Annotated in this window: 17 protein-coding genes, 1 tRNA gene and 1 riboswitch; of the genes, 10 read left to right on the top strand and 8 right to left on the bottom strand. The window is 69.3% G+C overall.

Going from position 1 to position 19,320, the window contains the following annotated elements; translation table 11 throughout:
• Nucleotides 1–53: 53 nt before the first annotated feature.
• The 6 genes from AC1D0A_RS14225 (at nt 54) to AC1D0A_RS14200 (ending at nt 9,346) form a co-directional block, all read left to right on the top strand.
• Nucleotides 54–794 carry a response regulator transcription factor gene (locus AC1D0A_RS14225; RefSeq protein WP_079551963.1) on the top strand — a complete coding sequence of 247 codons (741 nt, stop codon included), beginning with the start codon at nt 54–56 and terminating at the stop codon, nt 792–794.
• A gap of 21 nt (nt 795–815) precedes the next feature.
• The gene (locus AC1D0A_RS14220) at nt 816–2,426 is read left to right on the top strand and encodes a sensor histidine kinase (RefSeq protein WP_476946081.1); all 1,611 of its coding nucleotides are present in this window, start codon (nt 816–818) and stop codon (nt 2,424–2,426) included.
• A gap of 184 nt (nt 2,427–2,610) precedes the next feature.
• Nucleotides 2,611–2,770: riboswitch (cyclic di-AMP (ydaO/yuaA leader) on the top strand.
• Entirely contained in the window at nt 2,770–3,621 is an 852-nt protein-coding gene (locus tag AC1D0A_RS14215; protein ID WP_476943596.1) for an aggregation-promoting factor C-terminal-like domain-containing protein, read from the top strand. (Overlaps the previous riboswitch by 1 nt.)
• Before the next feature lie 139 nt (nt 3,622–3,760).
• Nucleotides 3,761–5,194, top strand: a complete 1,434-nt coding sequence (locus AC1D0A_RS14210; RefSeq protein WP_476946080.1) for a bifunctional glycosyltransferase family 2/GtrA family protein — start codon at nt 3,761–3,763, stop codon at nt 5,192–5,194.
• Nucleotides 5,195–7,273 carry a glycosyltransferase family 39 protein gene (locus AC1D0A_RS14205; protein WP_476946079.1) on the top strand — a complete coding sequence of 693 codons (2,079 nt, stop codon included), beginning with the start codon at nt 5,195–5,197 and terminating at the stop codon, nt 7,271–7,273.
• 6 nt (nt 7,274–7,279) lie between these two features.
• Entirely contained in the window at nt 7,280–9,346 is a 2,067-nt protein-coding gene (locus AC1D0A_RS14200) for an ArnT family glycosyltransferase (RefSeq protein ID WP_476946078.1), read from the top strand.
• A 54-nt stretch (nt 9,347–9,400) separates the two neighbouring features.
• On the opposite strand, the gene AC1D0A_RS14195 is transcribed toward AC1D0A_RS14200, so the two are convergent.
• The 4 genes from AC1D0A_RS14195 to AC1D0A_RS14180 form a co-directional block, all read right to left on the bottom strand.
• Nucleotides 9,401–10,081, bottom strand: coding sequence for an HAD-IA family hydrolase (locus tag AC1D0A_RS14195; protein WP_476870975.1), 681 nt, complete (start codon nt 10,079–10,081; stop codon nt 9,401–9,403).
• 55 nt (nt 10,082–10,136) lie between these two features.
• On the bottom strand, nt 10,137–10,514 hold the full coding sequence (locus tag AC1D0A_RS14190) for a glyoxalase superfamily protein (RefSeq protein WP_026266579.1): 378 nt from the start codon (nt 10,512–10,514) through the stop codon (nt 10,137–10,139).
• Nucleotides 10,515–10,585: 71 nt separating this feature from the next.
• Nucleotides 10,586–11,221, bottom strand: a complete 636-nt coding sequence (gene upp / locus AC1D0A_RS14185; protein ID WP_018774274.1) for a uracil phosphoribosyltransferase — start codon at nt 11,219–11,221, stop codon at nt 10,586–10,588.
• Nucleotides 11,222–11,233: 12 nt separating this feature from the next.
• Complete coding sequence (locus tag AC1D0A_RS14180) at nt 11,234–12,064, bottom strand: phosphatase PAP2 family protein (protein ID WP_243182176.1); 831 nt, start codon at nt 12,062–12,064, stop codon at nt 11,234–11,236.
• Nucleotides 12,065–12,154: 90 nt separating this feature from the next.
• Between AC1D0A_RS14180 and AC1D0A_RS14175 the strand changes: the two genes are divergently transcribed.
• Nucleotides 12,155–12,655: a nucleoside deaminase gene (locus AC1D0A_RS14175; protein WP_028277768.1), complete on the top strand. Its 501-nt coding sequence runs from the start codon at nt 12,155–12,157 to the stop codon at nt 12,653–12,655.
• Between the two features lie 10 nt (nt 12,656–12,665).
• On the opposite strand, the gene AC1D0A_RS14170 is transcribed toward AC1D0A_RS14175, so the two are convergent.
• Genes AC1D0A_RS14170 through AC1D0A_RS14155 form a run of 4 tightly spaced genes read right to left on the bottom strand, consistent with a single transcriptional unit; the run spans nt 12,666 to nt 16,759 of the window.
• Nucleotides 12,666–13,994 carry a DNA glycosylase AlkZ-like family protein gene (locus AC1D0A_RS14170; RefSeq protein WP_476944338.1) on the bottom strand — a complete coding sequence of 443 codons (1,329 nt, stop codon included), beginning with the start codon at nt 13,992–13,994 and terminating at the stop codon, nt 12,666–12,668.
• A gap of 35 nt (nt 13,995–14,029) precedes the next feature.
• Nucleotides 14,030–15,286: a glycosyltransferase family 4 protein gene (locus AC1D0A_RS14165; protein WP_476946077.1), complete on the bottom strand. Its 1,257-nt coding sequence runs from the start codon at nt 15,284–15,286 to the stop codon at nt 14,030–14,032.
• A 9-nt stretch (nt 15,287–15,295) separates the two neighbouring features.
• Nucleotides 15,296–15,694 (bottom strand): 6-pyruvoyl trahydropterin synthase family protein, encoded by a 399-nt coding sequence (locus AC1D0A_RS14160; RefSeq protein WP_459383830.1) that lies wholly within the window; start codon nt 15,692–15,694, stop codon nt 15,296–15,298.
• A 3-nt stretch (nt 15,695–15,697) separates the two neighbouring features.
• Nucleotides 15,698–16,759 carry a zinc-dependent alcohol dehydrogenase gene (locus tag AC1D0A_RS14155; protein WP_476944340.1) on the bottom strand — a complete coding sequence of 354 codons (1,062 nt, stop codon included), beginning with the start codon at nt 16,757–16,759 and terminating at the stop codon, nt 15,698–15,700.
• Between the two features lie 139 nt (nt 16,760–16,898).
• Here AC1D0A_RS14155 and AC1D0A_RS14150 point away from each other — a divergent pair.
• The 3 genes from AC1D0A_RS14150 (at nt 16,899) to AC1D0A_RS14140 (ending at nt 19,297) form a co-directional block, all read left to right on the top strand.
• Nucleotides 16,899–16,988, top strand: a tRNA-Ser gene (locus AC1D0A_RS14150).
• Nucleotides 16,989–18,114: 1,126 nt separating this feature from the next.
• Entirely contained in the window at nt 18,115–18,366 is a 252-nt protein-coding gene (locus tag AC1D0A_RS14145) for a hypothetical protein (RefSeq protein WP_476944341.1), read from the top strand.
• Nucleotides 18,367–18,985: 619 nt separating this feature from the next.
• The gene (locus AC1D0A_RS14140) at nt 18,986–19,297 is read left to right on the top strand and encodes a hypothetical protein (RefSeq protein ID WP_476946076.1); all 312 of its coding nucleotides are present in this window, start codon (nt 18,986–18,988) and stop codon (nt 19,295–19,297) included.
• Nucleotides 19,298–19,320: the final 23 nt, after the last annotated feature.

The raw sequence follows: 19,320 nt of genomic DNA, 5'->3' as shown, positions 1-19,320 counted from the left end.
CCGCACAGGGTCCCCAAAGCCCCGCCTAACCGGCAGATCGGAGAGTTGTCCCCATGGCCACTTCGCACTCCATGACCAACAACCTTCCCCAGCTCACGCATCCGGACGGCTCCCCCATCCGCGCCCTCGTGGTGGATGACGAGCCCAGCCTCTCCGAGCTCATGAGCATGGGGCTGCGGATGGCCGGCTGGTCCGTGGCCGTGGCCGAGGACGGGCCCGGAGCCGTCCGGCTCGCCAAGGAGTTCCGCCCCGACGTGCTGGTGCTGGACGTGATGTTGCCCGGGTTCGACGGCGTCGAACTGCTGAACAGGATCCGCGCGTTCGCGCCTGAGGTGCCGGCGCTGTTCCTCACCGCCAAGGATGCCGTTCAGGACCGCATCACCGGACTGGCGGCCGGCGGCGATGACTACGTCACCAAGCCGTTCAGCATGGAAGAGGTGCTGCTGCGCCTGCACCGGCTGGTCCAGCGCTCCGGAGTGGCCGCGATGGACACCGCCGAACTCGTGGTGGGAGACCTCGTGCTCAACGTCGACACCCGCGAAGTCACCCGGGCCGGTGAGGAAATGCACCTGACCGCCACGCAGTTCGAGCTGCTGCGCTACCTCATGGAAAACCCGAAACGGGTCATCAGCAAGGCCCAGATCCTGGACCGTGTCTGGGACTACGACTTCGGCGGCCAGGCGAACATCGTGGAACTGTACATTTCCTACCTCCGCAAGAAGGTCGACGCCAACCACGCTCCCATGATCCACACGGTGCGCGGAGCCGGGTACGTCCTGAAACCGGCGGACTGATCCGTGCCCTCACTTTCCGGCATGACCCGCGTCCCCGGACGCGACTGGCGCAACCCGTCGACGTGGCATTTGCGCACCCGGCTGGTCCTGGTCGCCATGGCGCTGCTCGTGGCCATCTGCGGCGCTGTGGGCTTGTTCAGCTACGCCTCCATGGACCTCTTCCTCACCCGGCAGCTCGACACCCAGCTGGACCAGGCCTCCCACCGTTCGAGCGAGTTCGGCCGGCCCTCCTCGGACGATTCGGGCAGGCGCCCCGACCCCCTCGAAGCCCGGGGACAGGGCGTCGGGACGCTTAACGCACGGATAGTCGACGGCGAAGTCAGCAGGGCCGGATTCCTGGCCGGGGACGGCGCGGTCAAGAGCCTCTCCCCCTCCGACAACAAGGTTCTCCTGGCCCTGACCCCGAGCGGCGTGTCCGTGGACCGCAGCCTTTCGGCCGGCGCCTACCGGCTCACGGCCGCGCGTACACCGTACGGCGACGTGATTGTGACCGGACTCCCGCTGGCTGAAAAACAAAACACCTTGGCCTCCCTGGTCTGGACCATGGTGGTGGTGTCCGCAGGCGGGCTCGTGCTGATCGGGCTCGCCGGCACGGCCCTGATCCGGCGGACCATGAAGCCGCTGGAACAGCTCTCCGAGGTCGCCACCAACGTCTCCCGTCTCCCGCTGGACGCCGGCGAGGTGGCGCTCGGGGTCCGCGTCCCGACGTCGGCTGCCCATCCCGGAACGGAAGTGGGCAGCGTGGGCTACGCGCTGAACAAGATGCTGGACAACGTCTCCAACGCTCTCGAGGCGCGGCAGGAGAGTGAGATGAAGGTCCGGCAGTTCGTCGCCGACGCCTCGCACGAGCTCCGCACCCCGCTGACGGCCATCCGCGGCTACACGGAGCTGATGCGGATGACCGAGCATTTCACCCCCGACGGCGAGAGGTCCCTCGCCCGTGTGCAAAGCCAGTCCGAGCGGATGACCACGCTCGTGGAGGACCTGCTGCTGCTGGCGCGCCTGGACGAGGGGCAGCCGCTCAAAATCTCCGACGTCGACCTCACCCAGCTGGCCATCGAGACGGTCAGCGATGAGAAAGTCATGGCCCCGGACCGCATCTGGCAGCTGGAACTTCCGGACGAGCCCGTGGTGGTGCGCGGTGATGCGACCCAGCTTCACCAGGTCCTCGCCAACCTGCTGTCCAATGCGCGCAAGCACACGGAACCCGGGACCAAGGTGGTCACGGGCGTTATGCGCTCGGCTGACGGCAGTGCCGTGGTCACCGTGACAGACAACGGCAGCGGCATCGCCCCGGAATTTATCGGCCGGGTCTTCGCCCGTTTCGCCCGGGCCGACGCCTCGCGCACCAATCCGGCGTCGAACCCCGCAGCCGTCCCCGCCGATTCTGCCGTCGCGACGGCGAGGGTCGGGTCCGGGGCTCCCGCACGCTCGTCCTCCGGCGCCGTTTCCGGCAGCCGCGGAGGTCACGGCACGGCGACCGCCGCGCCGACGTCCGAGGGCACCAGCGGGTTGGGCCTGTCCATTGTCCAGTCGATCGTGGAGGCCCACGGAGGAACAGTCGAGGTCACGTCCCGGCCGGGCCGCACGGAGTTCGCCGTGCGGCTGCCCGCCGCGCGGCCGCCGGCTTAACCGGAACGGCCGCCGTCGGCGCAAACGGCCCGGACCGGCCGGCCCGTGAACCCGGCGCAACCCGACACCCCGGCACTGTGACTCCTGTTACCAAAATGTGACTTAAGCGGCCAGGTCCTGTAGCGTCGTTAGCGTGCGCCGCCATCGGTGCCGCATATCCGGACGGACGCCAAACTCTGCCGCTTCCCGGATTCCGCTGGACCAGGCAGAGGCGGGGGACCCAGAGTTCCCGGGCATTCTGCTTTCATGCGCCCTCGGGGTGAAGCCGACACGTGATGTTCCGTGCGGCCGGATGACCTCATCCGAACCCGACAGCTAACTCCGCCGGCGTTGAGAGGCCACCATGACTGAATTCCAGGTACAAACACGCCCTGACGGCGGTTCGCATTCCCGCTCAGTTGGCGCAGCCAAGTCGCGCCACCGCGCCGAACCGGTCAAGCAGGCATCCGCCCTGTCGCGGTTCGCCGCCGGGCTCGGTGTAACCGGCCGCCGTGCCGCCGTCGTCACCGCCGCGTGCGCACTGCTGCTGGGTGGCGGCGCCGCCAGCCAGGCGGCAGAGCCGGGCGCCCACACGGCGAATGTTGCGAGCCAGGCGGCCACGATCGCCGACCCGCTGGCCAAGCTCAACTTCGAGCGGGTCCAGGTGGCTGGGCCGGGCGCTCCAGCGGAAAAGAACGTGGCTCCCCAGATCTCGGAGGTTAAGGCAGCCGAAGCGCTGATCCCTGCCCCAGCTGCTGCCGCGCCGGCAGCAGCGGCAGCCCCCGCACCTGCTCCGGTTCCCGCGGCAGCCCCCGCTCCCGCTCCGGTTCCCGCGGCAGCTCCCGCTCCCGCTCCGGCACCGGCAGCCGCTCCGGCCCCCGCACCGGCACCCGCACCGGTCGCAATCGACGACCCCGCCGGCGCGCAGGCCTACGCCGCGTCCCAGCTGGGAAGCTATGGCTGGGCACCCGGCCAGATGCAGTGCCTGCACAAGCTGTGGACCAAGGAATCCGACTGGAAGACCACCGCCACGAACGCCAGCAGCGGCGCCTACGGCGTGGTCCAGTCCCTGCCCGCCTCGAAGATGGCGAGCGCCGGCGCCGATTACATGACCAACTACCGGACCCAGATCAACTGGGGTCTGAACTACGTCAAGTCGCGCTACGGCTCCCCCTGCGGCGCCCTGAACTTCCACTACGCACACAACTGGTACTAAACCGGCCCTAACCAGCCCACGTGGATCCGGGGCCTCCTTGCGTCTCCACTGCGGGACCGGCCCGGGCGGGCCAGACTTCCACAGCCCCCGCACAGCTTGACCCTAAAGCCTTCATATGGGCCGCCGGGAAAGTTGAGCCATGACATTCACAGACCAGGCCACAGGAACCCTGCCCCGCTCCACGGCGACGCCGGCCGGCCCGGCGGCCCCCGAGGCACCCTCGGGGCTTGCGCTGGCCGGCGCACCCGTCCCGGGCCCGATCGCCGGGGCGCTGACCGGCCCCGGCGGCCGGCGCACGGCCATTGATACGCGCGCCAGCACGCCCCTGCTGGACGTCACCATCCCGGTCTTCAACGAGGAACGGGACCTCGAGGCCTGCCTGCGCCGGCTCCACGCGTACCTGCTCGGCGCCTTCCCGCATTCCTTCCGGATCACCGTGGCGGACAACGCCAGCACCGACGAAACGCTCAAGGCCGCGGAACGGGTAGCCCGCGAGCTGCGCGAAGTGACGGTGGTCCATATGGCAGAAAAGGGCCGCGGAAACGCGCTTCGCAAGGTGTGGCTGGCTTCGCCGTCACCGGTCCTGGCGTACATGGATGTGGATCTCTCCACTGATCTGGCGGCCCTCGGCCCGCTCCTTGCCCCGCTCATTTCCGGGCACTCCGACCTGGCGATCGGGACGCGGCTGACCCGCAACTCCCGCGTGGTCCGCGGACCCAAACGGGAATTCATCTCGCGCAGCTACAACTTCCTGCTCCAGGCCCTCATGGGCGCCCACTTCAGTGACGCGCAGTGCGGCTTCAAGGCGATCCGGGCGGACGTGGCCCGGCAACTGCTTCCGCACACGCTGGACAACGCCTGGTTCTTCGACACCGAGCTGCTGGTCCTGGCAGAAAAGTGCGGCCTGCGCGTCCACGAAGTCCCAGTGGACTGGACCGACGACCCGGATTCCAGCGTGGACATCGTCCAGACGGCCCTCGCGGACTTGCGCGGCATGGCACGGTTGAGTCGGGACCTGGTCTCGGGCCGGATCCCGGTTCCCGACCTGCGCGCGGCCCTCGCCCGCGGACCGCTGCCGGCCGCCTCACGGGCCCAGGAACAAAGCCCCGGCGGAAGCCTCTTCGGACAGCTCGTCCGCTTCGGCAGCATCGGGGTGGCCTCCACCCTGGCCTACCTGGCGATCTTCCTGCTCTGCCGCGGGTTCATGGACCCGCAGCTGGCAAACTTCCTCGCGTTGCTCACCACCGCCGTGGCCAACACTGCGGCCAACCGGCGCTTCACGTTCGGCATCCAGGGCAGCAGCCAGGCGGCTCGCCACCATTTCGAGGGGTTGCTGGTCTTCGGCATCGGGCTGGCCCTGACCTCGGGCGCACTCGCCGTCGTTCACGCCGCGTCGGGAGCGGCACCGGACCGCTGGCTTGAACTGCTCACGGTCACCGCCGCCAACCTGGCCGCCACGGCCGTCAAGTTCCTGCTCTTCCGGCTGGTGGTTTTCCGCCACAGGCCCGCCGCTGCCGTTCCGGCGCCCGGCGCCCCCGACCCTTCCCTCCCCCGCACAGAAAAGGCCAAGTAAATGACGGCAACCATCAGCCCCACCGCCGGAGCCCAGGGCGGTTCCCCGGCCGGCGGCCCGCCGGCCGCCGAGGAACAGCCACACCCGGTGCCCGGAGACGGCGGGACGGCCCCCCATCTGCCCGCGTCCCCGGCGCCGGCCACCCAAGGCCGCTGGGACCGGCTGCTGTTCGGACCGCAGCCCCGCTGGGTGCGGCCTTCGGCAGGGCTGCTCCTGGTGGTCACCGCGGCGTTGTACCTGTGGAATCTGGAGGCCACCGGCTACGCCAACTCGTTCTATGCCGCGGCGATCCAGGCCGGGACCAAGGACTGGACCGCGCTGCTCTTCGGCTCCCTCGACGCCGGCAATGCCATCACGGTGGACAAGCCCCCGGCCGCACTCTGGATCCCCGCCCTCGCGGGACGGATCTTTGGTTTCTCGGCCCTGAGCATGCTCATTCCCCAGGCGCTCATGGGAGTGGCCGCCGTCGGGCTTCTCTACCTGACCATCAAGCGGGTGTCCGGGCCGGCCGCGGGCCTGCTCGCCGGCGGCGCCCTGGCACTGACCCCGGTGGCCGCCCTCATGTTCCGGTTCAACAACCCGGACGCGATGCTCACCCTGTGCCTGGTACTGGCGGCCTACCTCACCACCCGCGCCATCGAGAAGGCCGGCTGGAAGTGGCTCGCCGCGGCCGGCGCGGTCATCGGCCTGGCCTTCCTGAGCAAGATGCTGCAGGGCTTCCTGATCGTTCCCGGGCTGGCCCTGGCCTACCTGTGGGCGGCGCCCGCCACCCTCGGCCGCCGGCTCCTGCACCTGCTGGCCGCCGCCGCCGGGATCGCCGTCGTGGCCGGAAGCTACGTTGTCCTGTTCCAGCTGACCCCGGCCTCGGTCCGGCCGTACATGGCAGGGTCGGAGACCAACAGCTTCCTGGAACTCACGTTCGGCTACAACGGCCTGGGCCGGATCACCGGGTCAGGCGGGGGCATGCCCGCCGGAGGAAACCTGGGAGGCAACGCCGGCGGCCCGGGAGGCACCGGAAACGTCGGCTTCGGCGGCGCGGCCGGGATCACCCGGATGTTCGGGACGAGCTTCGGCGGCGAGGTGTCCTGGCTGCTGCCGGCGGCCCTGATCCTGCTGGCCGCCGGGCTGTGGTTCACCCGGCGCGAAGCCAGGACCTCGAAAACCCGGGCGGCGCTCCTGCTGTGGGGCGGCTGGCTGGTCATCACGGCCGGAATCTTCAGCTTCATGAGCGGCACCGTGCATCCGTACTACGCCGTGGCGCTGGCCCCCGCCATCGCGGCGCTGGCCGGCATCGGTTCCCTGGAACTGTGGCGGGGCCGGACCTACTGGGCCGCCCGGGTTGTCCTGGCCGTGACGGTGCTGGCCACCTCAGTCTGGTCCGCCGTGCTCTTGGGCCGCGACCCGTCCTGGCTTCCCGGGCTCCGGGTGATCGTGGTGGTCCTGGGCGTCCTCGCCGCCGCGGCCCTGCTCCTGCTCCTGCGGGCGGACGGCATGGCGGCTCTCCCGGCGCGGTTCCGCAAGGCCGCCACGGCCGGCGTCGTGATCCTCTGCCTGCTTGCCGGCGGGCTCGGAAGCACCGCGTGGACACTGGCGACCGTCGCCCAGCCGCATTCCGGTTCGATCCCCACGTCGGGCCCCACCGCGTCCGCGATGGGCGGCGGCTTCGGGGCAGCAGGCAGGACCGGCAGTGACGGAACCGGCACTGACGGCGCGGGCAGTGCCGGCATGGGCGGTGGCCCCGGCGGGGAAACGTCCTCGCCGGAGTTGACCGCGCTGCTGAAGTCCTCCGGCGCCAAGTGGTCCGCGATTGTCTCCGGCGCCACCCAGGCCGCGAGCCTGGAACTCGCCACCGGCACCAGCGTGATCGCGCTCGGCGGCTGGAACGGCGGCGACCCCTACCCGACGCTCGCACAATTCCAGGCGATGGTGGACCGCGGCGAGATCGGCTACTTCATTTCCGGCGGCATGGGCGGCATGGGCGGGGGCCGCGGAGGCAACTCCGAGGTCGCCACCTGGGTCGCGGCCAACTACCAGGGCCAGACCGTGGGCAACGCCACCATCTACAAACTGGGAGCGTAGACCGCCATGACTGACACCCTGAGCCCCCGCCCCGACACGGCGCCGGCCCGCACGCCGGGGCGGCCGCGGCCGCAAGCCCGGGACCGCCGTCGGCGCCTGGAGCCCCCGGCGGACGGCGGCACGCGCGCCGTCTCTGGCGCCCGGGCCCTGCGGCAGCGGCTGGAACTGGCGGGGCTGCTGCTGGCCACGGCCGTGCTGTACCTGTGGAACCTCGGCGCCTCCGGCTGGGCAAACGCGTTCTACTCCGCGGCGGCCCAGGCCGGGTCGCAGGATTGGGCGGCCTGGTTCTTTGGCTCCTCCGACGCCGCCAACGCCATCACCGTGGACAAGCCGCCGGCGTCGCTGTGGTTGATGGGCCTGTCGGTGCGGATCTTCGGGCTGAGCTCCTGGAGCGTCCTGGTGCCGCAGGCGCTCATGGGGGTCGGCACGGTCTGGCTGGTCTATCTGGCCGTCCGCCGGGCCGCGGCCCCCGCCACGGCCGACGCCGACCTGGCCCACCGCGCGGGGCTCCTCGCCGGTGCGGTCATGGCCCTGACACCGGTGGCCGTCCTGATGTTCCGGTTCAACAACCCCGACGCCCTGCTGGTGTTATTGATGACCGCGGCCGCCTACGCCGTCTTGCGCTCCATCCAGGACGCGCGCGTGCGCTGGCTGCTGTTCGCCGGGGTGCTGCTGGGCTTCGGGTTCCTCACCAAGCAGCTGCAGGTCCTGCTGGTTGTCCCCGGCTTCGCCGTGGCCTACCTGCTCGCGGCGCCGGCAGCGGCGGGCAGGCGCATTCTTCACCTGCTCGGTGCGGGCGCGGCGATGGCCGTCGCCGCCGGCTGGTGGCTGGCCGCCGTCGAACTCATTCCCGCGGCGGACCGCCCGTACATCGGCGGCTCGCAAAACAACTCCATCATGGAACTGACCCTGGGCTACAACGGCCTGGGCCGGCTGAACGGGGATGAAACCGGGAGTGTGGGCGGCAGCAACGGCTGGGGCACGCCCGGGCTGTTCCGGCTCTTCAACACCGAGTTCGGCGGCCAGATCGCCTGGCTGCTGCCCTCGGTGCTGCTGCTCGGAGCGGGGCTGCTCTGGCTGGGCCGCCGCGCGCCGCGCACCGACCCGGTACGGGCCTCGGTGATCGTCTGGGGTTCCTGGGTTGCCGCCACCGGGCTGACGTTCAGCTTCATGGCCGGGATCATCCACCCGTACTACATGGTGGCGCTGGCGCCCGGGATCGCCGGGCTCGGCGGCGTCCTGCTCTGGCAGCGGCGGAACCAGCCCGTGGCCGCCGCCGTCCTCGCCGTGGCGATCGTGGCGGCCGGGGCCATGGCCGCCGAACTGCTGGTCCGCACCGCGGCGTACATGCCGTGGCTGCGCTGGGTGACGCTCCTGGGCGCGCTCGCCGCCGCCGGCCTGGTCCTGGCCGCCGCGGCGCCGGGGGTAAAGGGGACGGGGATGATGGCGTCCAGGACGGTGGCGCGGACGACGGCGGCGCTCGCCGTCGCCGCGGCCCTCGCCGGTCCGCTGGCCTACTCGCTGTCCACCGAGGCCACGGCCCACAGCGGCTCGATTGTCAGCGCAGGCCCGGCCGTGTCCGGACGGGGCGGGGCCGGGATACCGCCGGCCCTCGGCGGCGCGGCAGGAGGCGGCTTCGGCGGTGCCACGACGGCGAACGGCACTGGCACAGGCACAGGCGCTGGGACAGGCCGCGGACAAGGGGCGGGCGGAATGGGCGGCCTGCTCGGGGCCAGCACGCCGTCGGCGGCGCTCGTGGCCGCGCTGCAGACAGATGCCGGGACCTACACCTGGGCCGCCGCCGTCGTCGGATCCAACAACGCCGCCAGCTACCAACTGGCGACGCAGCTCCCGGTGATGGCCGTGGGCGGGTTCAACGGCACGGACCCCGCACCGACCCTGGCGCAGTTCCAGCAATACGTGGCCGACGGCAAGATCCACTACTTCATCGCCGGGCGCCTGATGCAGGGCGAAAGCGGATCCAACGATGCCGCCCAGATTGCCGCGTGGGTGCAGGACAACTTCACCGCCCGGACCGTGGGCGGGACCAGCGTGTACCTGCTGGCCGGGTAGGCGGGCGACGCCGTCGGGTCCGGGCCGGGCGGCGGCGGGGCTAGAAGGTGGGGGCTAGAAGGTGAAGGACAGGGTGCGCAGGCCGGCGCCGGTGACGTGGGTGGTCACGGCCACCCCGGAGTAGTCGGGAATGTGCAGCACACCGTCCGGCAGTTCGCCGGCATTGGGCCCCACGGCCACGGTCCGGACGCCGGCGGCGATGCCCGCGGCAATGCCTGCCGGGGCGTCCTCGAACACCACCGCATCGGCCGGGGCGACACCCAGCAGGGAGGCCGCCCGGAGGTATCCCTCAGGGTGAGGCTTGCCCCGCATGACGTCCTCCGATGTGACCGAGACGGCCGGGACGCCGATCCCCGCGGCTGCCATCCGGACCCCGGCCAGGTCCCGTGACGCGCTCGTCACCAGCGCCACGGCATCCGGCGGCAGGCTCGCCAGCAGCTCCGGCGCGCCGGGCACCGGAACAATGCCCCGGGTCTCGGCCAGCTCCATCCGGCCGAGCTCGGCCGCGAGGGCCTGGATGTCGGAGCCGGCCGGGGCAAACCTGCGGACGGTGTCCATGGCCTGGACGCCATGGGAGGAGCGCAGGATCTCGCCGATGTCCAGGCCGTAGCGGGCCGCAAACGTGGTCCACACCTGCTCCACGATGCTGGTGGAATCCACCAGCGTGCCGTCCATATCGAACAGGACGGCGCGGGCGGTCAGGGTGGTGGTGCCGGAACGGGATGGAGAGCTCATGCCTCCATCCTGCCGCATGACCCCGGGTCAGCCGGCCGCGCGGAGCCTACCGGGATCAGCCGTTGGGCCGGTGGGGGATGTACTGCACCGCCCACTTGTTGCCGTCGGGGTCGGCGAAGTGGACAAAGTGCCCCCAGTCCTGGACGTCGACGTCGCTGACGTCCACGCCGTTGTCCTTGAGTTGCTTGTGCGCGGCCTGGATGTCGCTGACCACAAGCTGCAGGCTGGGCGCGGTACCGGGCGGGGCGTCGTTGAGGCCCTCGCCGATCGCAATCGAGCAGCCGGAGCCCGGTGGCGTCAGCTGGACGAACCGGAGGCCCTCCATGGGCCGTTCGTCGTAGTCGGCGTTGAAGCCCACCTTGTTGACGTAGAAATCCTTGGCCCGGTCCACATCGGACACCGGCACAAACACGAGTTCAAGTTTCCAATCCATGCCGCACAGGCTAGCGCGGTCCGCGGCGGCGCGGAAGGGATCCTCCGTGTTGCGCCTCGGCGGCGCCGCTCCTAGCCGGCGATGCCGTACAGGCGGTCTCCGGCGTCGCCCAGGCCGGGCACGATGTAGGACTTCTCGTTGAGCTTCTCGTCGATCGAGGCCAGCACGATCGTCACGTTCGCCTCTGACAACTCTTCCTCCAGCTTGGCCAGACCCTCCGGGGCGGCAAGCAGGCAGATGCAGGTGACGTCGGAGGCGCCGCGCTTGAAGAGGAACTTGATGGCCTCGCGCAGGGTCCCGCCGGTGGCCAGCATGGGATCGAGGACGAAGATCTGCCGGTCCGTGAGGTCCTCGGGGAGGCGCTCGGCGTAGGTGATGATGTCCAGGGTCTCTTCGTCGCGGGCCATGCCCAGGAAGCCGACCTCGGCCGTGGGGACCAGCTTGGTCATGCCCTCGAGCATGCCCAGCCCGGCCCGGAGGATCGGGACCACCAGCGGGGTCGGCTTGGTGAAGGCGGTGCCGACGGTGGTGCTGACGGGCGTCTCGATGGTCACCGGTTCGGTGCGGACATCACGCGTGGCCTCGTACGCCAGGAGGGTGACAAGCTCCTCGGTGAGCTGGCGGAAGACCGGGGACGGGGTGTTCTTGTCCCGCAGAACGGTGAGCTTATGGGCGACCAGCGGGTGGTCCACAACGAGAGTGCGCATGTGTCAAAACTATCACCCGGATGCTGAGGACCGTCCCGCGGTGCCCGGAGTATCGGCGTCCTTCGTATCGGGTTGTGTAGTGCCGTCATGAAGGTGGGCGGGGTGGTCGAAGGTCGGCGCGGCGCCGGCGTGTTCCCGGTGCCGGAGCACGTGGAAGAGCCGGTGGGCCAGGATCACGATCCCCACCCAGGCCAGCCCGATGACCCAGCCGATGATCACGTCGGTCATCCAGTGATGGCCCAGGTAGACCCGGCTGAGGCCCATCGCGACGATGAAGACCACACCCGCGGTGATCAGGCCGATCCTGGCGCTGGTCCGCTTGATCTGCAGGCAGGCCAGGTACACCACGAGTGCGATCACCACCGTGGTGTTCAGCGTGTGGCCGCTCGGGAAGGACGGCGAGTTCTCGTAGGGCGGCACAGCGTCGGCATGGTCCGGGCGGGTTCGGCCGATCAGTTTCTTGCCCAGGGACGTGGCCGTGACCGAGACGGCGGCGGCACCGCCGATCAGGATCAGCGGCCGCCAGGTCCGGGAGGTGTAGATGAGCACTGCCGTGAGGATGCTTGCCAGGATGGGCATCCCGATGCCGCCGCCGATGTTGGTGAACCCGGTGATAAAGGCGTCGAGGCCGGGGTTGCGCAGCTGCTCCATGAACGCCAGCGTCGGTTTGTCCAGGTTCGCGAGGCCGGCGTCGTCCACCACGTTGTCGTAGACTTCTGCGCTCACCAGGGCCAGGATCACCACCACCACGCCGCCGATCAGCATGGTGATCCACAGGGCCGCGTAGGGCACCACCCATTTGCCCCAGCGGTGCGCCAGCCAGTTCTCTGTTCCGGTGGTCACGGCCGTCTCCCGACTACTTGACAACGTTAATTACATGGGCCGCACAGCCGAGCTGCACAGCATGCTTAGGGTCGAAACTATCATTGACCCATGACTGCCCCTGAGCCCCGCCATGCCCAATGGATGAGCCTTGCCCTGGCGGAGGCCCGGAATGCCCTGGCCACCGCGGACGTGCCGATCGGCGCCGTCGTGATCGGACCGGACGGTTCCGTGCTGGGCGCCGGGCGAAACGAACGTGAGGCCCTCGGGGACCCGACGGCCCACGCCGAGATGGTCGCCATCCGGGAGGCCGCCGCGCGGTTGCGGGCGCACCGGGCTCTGGAAGGCAAGGGCGACGACGGCTGGCGGCTGGAGGACTGCACTCTGGTGGTGACGCTGGAACCCTGCGCGATGTGCGCTGGAGCGATCGTCCTCGCCAGGATTCCGCGGGTGGTGTTCGGTGCCTGGGACGAGAAGGCCGGCGCCGCGGGTTCCGTGTTCGACATCCTCCGCGAGCGCCGGCTCAACCACTGGGTGGAAGTGGTTGCAGGCGTCCGTGAGCAGGAGTGCGCAGCGCTGCTGCGGGACTTCTTCGCCGGGCACCGCGCCTGATCCGTTCCGGCTAGCCTGCGCCGCCGGCAGATGACGCGCCGGCCGGTGACGCTGAGGCTACAGCGGAAGCCGCGAGCCCATCGATCCGCTTCTGCCGGGAGGCCGGAGAGTCCAGGCTGAAGGCCCGGAAATCACCGAGGTCCTCGCGGATCCAGGCTTCCACCTCGGCGATCCGCTGCGTCACCGCGGGCGTGGGGCCGTGGAACAGCCAGGGCACGATCCGTTCCCGGGCCGGATCGTATTGCCAGAGTCCGATGATCCGGCCGCGGTCCAGGATCGGGTGGTCCGGGAGATCCGCCTGCAGCGCGAGCGACCCCAGCGCCGGCTTGTGCAGGTCCTCCTCGGCCAGCAGGTCCGCCGCGTTGCGGCGCAGCAGGAACAGGGAATCCGTTCCAGCCAGCAGCTGGATCTGTTCCCCCGCCGGCTCCTCAAAGGCGGCGAGGCCGCCGAGGTCCTCGGGCAGCATCCACAGCGGGTCCCCGCCGGTGACATGTGACCCGGCCATTGCTGTGGACAGGGCGGTGGGCACCTCGACGGCGCCGACGGCGGCGAGCGCCGCCTTGCTTTGCGCCACGGTGAACCCCGTGAACCATTGCGACTGTTTGAAGGTGGCTCCGCCGGTCCAGCCCAGGTAGCGCCGGATCAGCTCGGTGCGCGCATCCTCGTCGTCAAGATCGCTGGGCGGCAGGCCCCAGGGCTGGTAGGCGTAGCGCTGCTGGTCCAGTCGCCCGTTCGCCGGGACCCGGCGGATCCGGCCGTCCGACTGCAGGATCCCCAGGGCGGTAGGCAGGGTGGTGGTGGCGCCCTTTTTCTTGCCTTCCTCCCCCAGGTTCCGCACTGAATCGCCGAGCTCGTCCTTGAGCTGCCGGGGATCCATCGGCCCCTCCGCCTCGGCGAGGGTGTGCAGCACCTGCTCTTCCAGCAGCGTGATTTCGCCGCGGTCCACGCCGAGCCGGCCGACCACCTTGAACGCGGACTCGGCCGCGTCCCGGCCCAGCTGAAGCGCCCAGGCGAAGTCTTCCCGGCCCAGGACGTAGGTGCAGCCGCGGGCGACCGGGAGTTCCAGGATCCGGTGGGCGAGGACGTCGGCGTCCACTTGTTCGCGGCGGATGCCGGCGCGGGCGAAGAGCGTGAGGTAGGGGTTGGCGCCGCCCACGGACCGGGCCCAGCCTGCCCGGGCGAGGACCTGCTCCGCCGTGCAGCCGGCCAGCGAGCCATCCAGGCCCTGCCGGTGCCAGGACCATGCCCGGAGCCGCTCCGCGGTCAGGCTCTGCGGCTCCGGCAGGTTGACGGGCTTTTCTACCGACGGCGATTGCGTGGCGACAGGGTGGGTGCTCATGGGCTCATTCTCCAACAGCTTCTCTGTCAGCGGTATCAAGAAGCCGTATCAACCCGCGCCGGATGGTTTCTGGGCGGCCCAGTTTCACCGGTTATCGCGGTTTCCGTGGGTTCCGCGGTTTCCGTGGGCTCCGTCGGTTCCGTCGGTTCCGTCGACAGGAAGCCCAGAACGGTCCGGGCGGTGGCGTCCCAGCCGGGCAACCGGCCCCGGGCGGCCGCTGCCGCCTCCCGCCAGCGGCCCCTGAGACCGGGGTCGTCCAGCCAGCGGCGGAGCAGGTCCGCCAGCGGGGCGGGGTCCGTTCCGAGCCCGACGGCGGCGCCCGGCAACCCCGGCACCGGTGTGCCGGGTGGACAGTCCGGCGGCAGAAAGGCCGCCGGCTGCCCGGGCAGGGTGCCGGCGGCGAGCGCCTCGACGGCTCCGGTGCCCTCGCGCACCACCACGGGAATCCCCCTGGCCAGGGATTCGGTGACCACCAGGCCGTAGGTTTCGGCCCGGGAAATCAGCAGGCTGAGATCGGCAGCATCCCATTCAGCATCCAGTGCCGGGCCCCGCAGCTCGCCCGGGATGCGGACCCTCCCGGCCAGGCCCAGGCGCTCCACGGAGGTCCGGAGCTGCGCGGCGTAGGCCGGATCGGCGGTGTCAGAGCCGATGAGGGACGCCGTCCAGGGCACATCCGCGAGCCGGGCGAGCCCGTCCAGCAGGAGCGACTGGTCCTTGTTCGGCAGCAGGGCCGCCACGGCGATCAGGTGCGGCGCGCCGGCCGACCGGCTGCCGGCCGCGAGCGGCGCGGGGGCGGTCCCGGGCAGGGCCACCCGGAGGCCGTCGAGGCCGTGGCGGGCGCGGATGCCCGCCGCGGCCGAACCGCTTGTGCAGATGACGCCGGCAGCCGCCCGCAGGGCCCTGCGTTCGCGCTCCGGGTGGTCCGGCAGGGGCATGTGCAGCAGGATCCAGACCCGGTCCCCCGCCGCAGCGGCCCCTTCCAGCTCCTCGGGCGCACCGCAGGCGAGGAGGCTGTCGACCACCGTCACTGTGCCCCAAGTTGCGGCGCCGGCAGTTGCGGGGCCGCCGCCCCAGGCGTGGCCGCCGTCGGGCCCCGCGTGCAGCAGCGTGGCCAGGCGCCGCCGGTCCCCCGCGCTGCCTCCCGGCCAGTCGCCGTCGAGCGGGCAGGTTTCCACCGCGGCACCGAGGGCCGTCAACTCCCGGGCGAGCGCCGCGTTGTAGACGTTGCCACCGGAGTTGTGCCGGACGTTGCCGGGCACCACAAGACGGATACGAGGGCTGGCCGGCGGCATCTGCGGCGCCTAGCGGGCGTCGAAGTCCAGCGAGTAGCTGGCCCAGGCGTCGGGGGTCTCGCGCAGGGTGACGTCCAGCCCGGCGAGGTCGCGCCCGTCGTTGCCGACGCGGATCTGGGTGGCGACGGCGTCGGCGATGTACCGGGCGAGGGCTTCGGTGGTGCTCAGCTTGCCGGAGAAGTCCGGGTGCTCGTCGAGGTTCTTGTAGTTCAGCTCGTCCAGGATCTCGTCCACCGCGTCCCCTGCCGCGCCGATGTCCAGCACGATCGCGTCGTCATTGAGCTCACGACGGCGGAAGGTCACCTCCGTGACGAAGGTGGCCCCGTGCAGGCCCTGGGCCGGGCCGAAGACCTCGCGCGGAAGGCTGTGGGCGATCATGAAGTTGCGGCGGACGGTCAGACTAAACACGGGCTACCTCGTGGCTTCGGTGGGCTGGTCGGCGGATTTGAACTCTGTGGGCTGGTCGGCGGATGTGAATTCGGTGGGCGGGTATTCAATCACGTGGCAGAGGGCGTCCAGGGTCCCGTCGGCGAGCCGCTGGACGACGCCGGGGAGCTGCGCGAACGGCGAGGAGCCGGTCAGGAAGACGTCAAAGACCGGATCCTGCAGCAGGGACACGGCGAGCGCGAGACGCTCGGCGTTGGTGCGGCGGTGCCGCCGTGCGCGGGCCACCATTCCCACCTGGCTGGCCCGGATGGACAGGCGGCGGGCATGGAAGTCCTCCCCCAGCGGGAGGGAGATTTTCCGGTCGGCGTACCAGGACATTTCGATGATGTCGCCGTCGTCGCCCACCAGCTGCAGGCTTCGTTGCAGGCCTTCCTGGGACGCGGAGCAGTGGATCACGATGTCGCAGTCCGGGAGGGCGTCATCCGGGTGGCTGAAGTCGACGCCGAGGGCGTCCGCGAACGCGCGCTTGGCGGGGTCGACGTCGATCAGCTGCAGCCGCGCGAGCGGAAAGCCGGCCAGGAGCCGGGCCACCATGCCGCCGACCAGTCCGGCCCCAATCACGGCGACGCGGTCGCCCAGGCGGGGCCCGGCCTCCCAAAGGCCGTTGATCGCGGTTTCCACGGTGCCGGTGAGCACCGCGCGGCGGGCCGGGACGCCGTCGGGGATCACGGTGAGGGACTCGACCGGGACGATGAAGCGGTCCTGGTGCGGATAGAGGCAGAAGACGGTCCTACCGGTCCAGCCCTCCGGTCCGTCCTCGACCACGCCCACGGTGAGGTAGCCGAACTTCACCGGGTAGGGGAAATCCCCCTCCTGGTTGGGGGCGGCCATCGCGTTGGCGACGCACTCCGGGACGCTGGCGTGATGGACCACCAGCTCGGTGCCCTTGCTGATGCCCGAATACAGGGTCCGGACCAGTGCCTCACCGGGGCCGGGGGCGGGCAGGTCCTCGCTGCGGAGCTCGCCTTGTTCCGGGCCGACGGTCCAATAGGCGGTGGCCGTGGCGTGCTGTTCAGAAGTAGTCATTGTGCTTACGAATCTAGTGCCCGGGCTGTTCGCGGGGAAGGGTTCCGGGTTCCGGCGAGTCGGCGGGCAGGGCGTTGCGAGGGTGCCGTTGGAGCCCGTTTTGTGGATGGGCGCCTTGCTCCGGTACCCTAGTCAGGTTGGTGACGTGTCCGAGCGGCCGAAGGTGCAACACTCGAAATGTTGTTTGGTGTAAAAGCCAACGTGGGTTCAAATCCCACCGTCACCGCCACGGAAAACCCCCGGGAAACCGGGGGTTTTCTACATTTCTCGGGGCCTTCGTGGTGCATTTTTGGTGCAAATTTCGAGGAATCGTGGCCGCAACGAGATGCCAACGCACGCACTTGGGGTGCGACGACTGCCCCGGCGGCGGCGCCAAAATCCCTCACCTCAGAGATGGAAGCTCCATCTGCGCCAGTCGCTTCACGGCTTCGGGCGTAGGCCGGCCCCGCGTCGCGTCCAGGGCGACCCTCAACTGCGCGGCCAGAATGTTACGGCGCACATGTAGAGCCAATTCTCTCCGAGCCTCCGGATCCCTCCGGAGCTTCCCGTCCGGCGTTCTCAACGTGCCGAAGGGGGACGGCAGCTTTGGGGGCCTTAGCTGTGCAAGTCGTACTACCGCCTCCGGCGTCTGACGTCCCTGGACGTCGTCCAGGGTAATCCGAAGCTGGGCCGCCCGGATTCCCCTCCGTATACGCAGAATGGTTTCCATCCTGGACGCTCGGGCGTCCGGACCCACATCAGATATTGCCTCGCCCCTCTCAGCGCGCTGCATTCATCATCTCCGAGAGGTCCACGACAGCCAAGGGCTTCGCGGCTATGAGGCGGACCGTGTACCTATTCTGGGCTGACGGAGGCCAACGGCCGCTGTAGGCGAGCGCATGGGGCTCGAACCCAGATTGTCAGCCCTGGGTTTTTAGGGGTGACAACTTCAGGTATTCCGAGTTCTACCAAGTTCTAGGTGGTTCTACGGTTTTTCCTAGAACCACCTAGAACTTGGTAGATCTTTCCAGATCAGTCCTCCGTCCGGCTCGAGAGGAGAAGCATCTCAGAACGTGTTCTGAGTCCGGTCGACCGGTAGCTTCAACGCCGGGCCGCCCCGACATCAACGCCCACAACCTAACGGTCATTATGTTGTGGATTGACTGCGCACTCTCGGGCGAAGAAGCGGCCAGCAGCCTGGCGGGTCTTTGCACGACGATCCGCCGGTATGGGAACCTGCGCCGACAGGGTTTTGCCGGCGGGTGCCGCGGGAGGATGGGCCCAGATCCCGCGAGCCTAACGTCGCCTTATACTCCCGGACTAGGTCCGAAGCGCCCCCCTTGTGCAATGGCGGAACGCCATGCAAGAGTGCGCCCATGAATGAATCCGCTGCTAAGGTCGCGCGCAAACTCAGCACAATTCCAGTTCGTGTGTCTCGCCAAATGATCGCCACCGAGTATCAGGTTCGCGTGGCCGAGGTCCTCAACCTTTTTGACATAGAAGCAGTGGGTGACGAAACGGGTGTGCATTACGGGGGCGAGGGCATTGCGCTGGAAGATCAGCCTCTACTCGCGGCCATTCGCGTACTCATTGGAAGGCGGTTCGGCGTCCCGGACGATCTACAGTAGCCCGACAGGAGGTGTCCTTCGGATCTAATGTCGCGTTCCCTGGTCTTGGTCCGGACGCAGGGGTGGCATCGGTCATTCCAGCCGTCACACCGGTCCTGAATCAAACTGCCATTTTCACCTGGCCGGAGCTGTAGGGGTTCCACCAGGTTCACCCCCCACTTATACGGAGTTATATGGCGTTATAGGGTATTCCCTAGAACCCCATAGAACTCCTTATGAATGGAAATATTGGTGCGGCGAACCGGCCGAGGTGCTCCACTCACCGCTGGCCACGCACATCCGCTATCGCCGCGCCAGTTAGGTCCGTAGGCGCTGCCGGCCACCGCTCGGCAGGACGGTCATTCACCCGGCTCGGGGCGGTAGGTGGCGAAGGCGAGACGGTCGGTGGACCAGCCCAGCGCGGTGGCGGGGTGGACTACAGGTCTCACAACCAGAGAGGTACGCCGTGGGGAGCGGGACGAGAATGAGCAGAGGCCGCAAAATATGGCTCGGTGTGCTGGCAGTAACGGTTGCCTTTGTCACCGCACTCTTCCTCTGGTCATCGTGGAAGAGCGATCAGATCGTCGCTGAGCTCAAGACGATTGCCGACCGCCTCCAACCAGAGCCGGGATGGGAACCCTTGAGAACACAGAATCCGGTGGGCAGTGCGCTGTGCATCCCGCTCGATGGACCTTGCTCCCAGTACGCATACCGTTGGGACACTCACCGGAAGTACCTGGAGGGTGACCTGGAGCGGTACGTTCAGCAGGTGGGTTTGACGCCCCAGGAGTACAAGCCATGCGTACGGGAACAGAAGATCAATGCCGGCGGACTGGACTGCCGGGGTGTTGGAGTCATTGACGGCTGGAACGTACGCATCACGATCAGTGACTACGGTCGGGACGACGACACCAACATTGTGCAGGTCGTGGTCAACAAGTACGGCTACTGATCCTTGTTTTGTGTTCGCGGTTG

The organism is Arthrobacter sp. P1_D4 (genome assembly GCF_056406115.1).
Note: the sequence above shows the minus strand (reverse complement) of the source record. Positions and strands in the feature narration are given on the sequence as shown.

Bases quoted from the DNA above. Each gene is read 5' to 3' on its own strand.
- AC1D0A_RS14225 (WP_079551963.1), top strand. From the start codon at position 54: ATGGCCACTTCGCACTCCATGACCAACAACCTTCCCCAGCTCACGCAT.
- AC1D0A_RS14220 (WP_476946081.1), top strand. From the start codon at position 816: ATGACCCGCGTCCCCGGACGCGACTGGCGCAACCCGTCGACGTGGCAT.
- AC1D0A_RS14215 (WP_476943596.1), top strand. From the start codon at position 2,770: ATGACTGAATTCCAGGTACAAACACGCCCTGACGGCGGTTCGCATTCC.
- AC1D0A_RS14210 (WP_476946080.1), top strand. From the start codon at position 3,761: ATGACATTCACAGACCAGGCCACAGGAACCCTGCCCCGCTCCACGGCG.
- AC1D0A_RS14205 (WP_476946079.1), top strand. From the start codon at position 5,195: ATGACGGCAACCATCAGCCCCACCGCCGGAGCCCAGGGCGGTTCCCCG.
- AC1D0A_RS14200 (WP_476946078.1), top strand. From the start codon at position 7,280: ATGACTGACACCCTGAGCCCCCGCCCCGACACGGCGCCGGCCCGCACG.
- AC1D0A_RS14195 (WP_476870975.1), bottom strand. From the start codon at position 10,081: ATGAGCTCTCCATCCCGTTCCGGCACCACCACCCTGACCGCCCGCGCC.
- AC1D0A_RS14190 (WP_026266579.1), bottom strand. From the start codon at position 10,514: ATGGATTGGAAACTTGAACTCGTGTTTGTGCCGGTGTCCGATGTGGAC.
- upp (WP_018774274.1), bottom strand. From the start codon at position 11,221: ATGCGCACTCTCGTTGTGGACCACCCGCTGGTCGCCCATAAGCTCACC.
- AC1D0A_RS14175 (WP_028277768.1), top strand. From the start codon at position 12,155: ATGACTGCCCCTGAGCCCCGCCATGCCCAATGGATGAGCCTTGCCCTG.
- AC1D0A_RS14170 (WP_476944338.1), bottom strand. From the start codon at position 13,994: ATGAGCACCCACCCTGTCGCCACGCAATCGCCGTCGGTAGAAAAGCCC.
- AC1D0A_RS14165 (WP_476946077.1), bottom strand. From the start codon at position 15,286: ATGCCGCCGGCCAGCCCTCGTATCCGTCTTGTGGTGCCCGGCAACGTC.
- AC1D0A_RS14155 (WP_476944340.1), bottom strand. From the start codon at position 16,759: ATGACTACTTCTGAACAGCACGCCACGGCCACCGCCTATTGGACCGTC.
- AC1D0A_RS14145 (WP_476944341.1), top strand. From the start codon at position 18,115: ATGAATGAATCCGCTGCTAAGGTCGCGCGCAAACTCAGCACAATTCCA.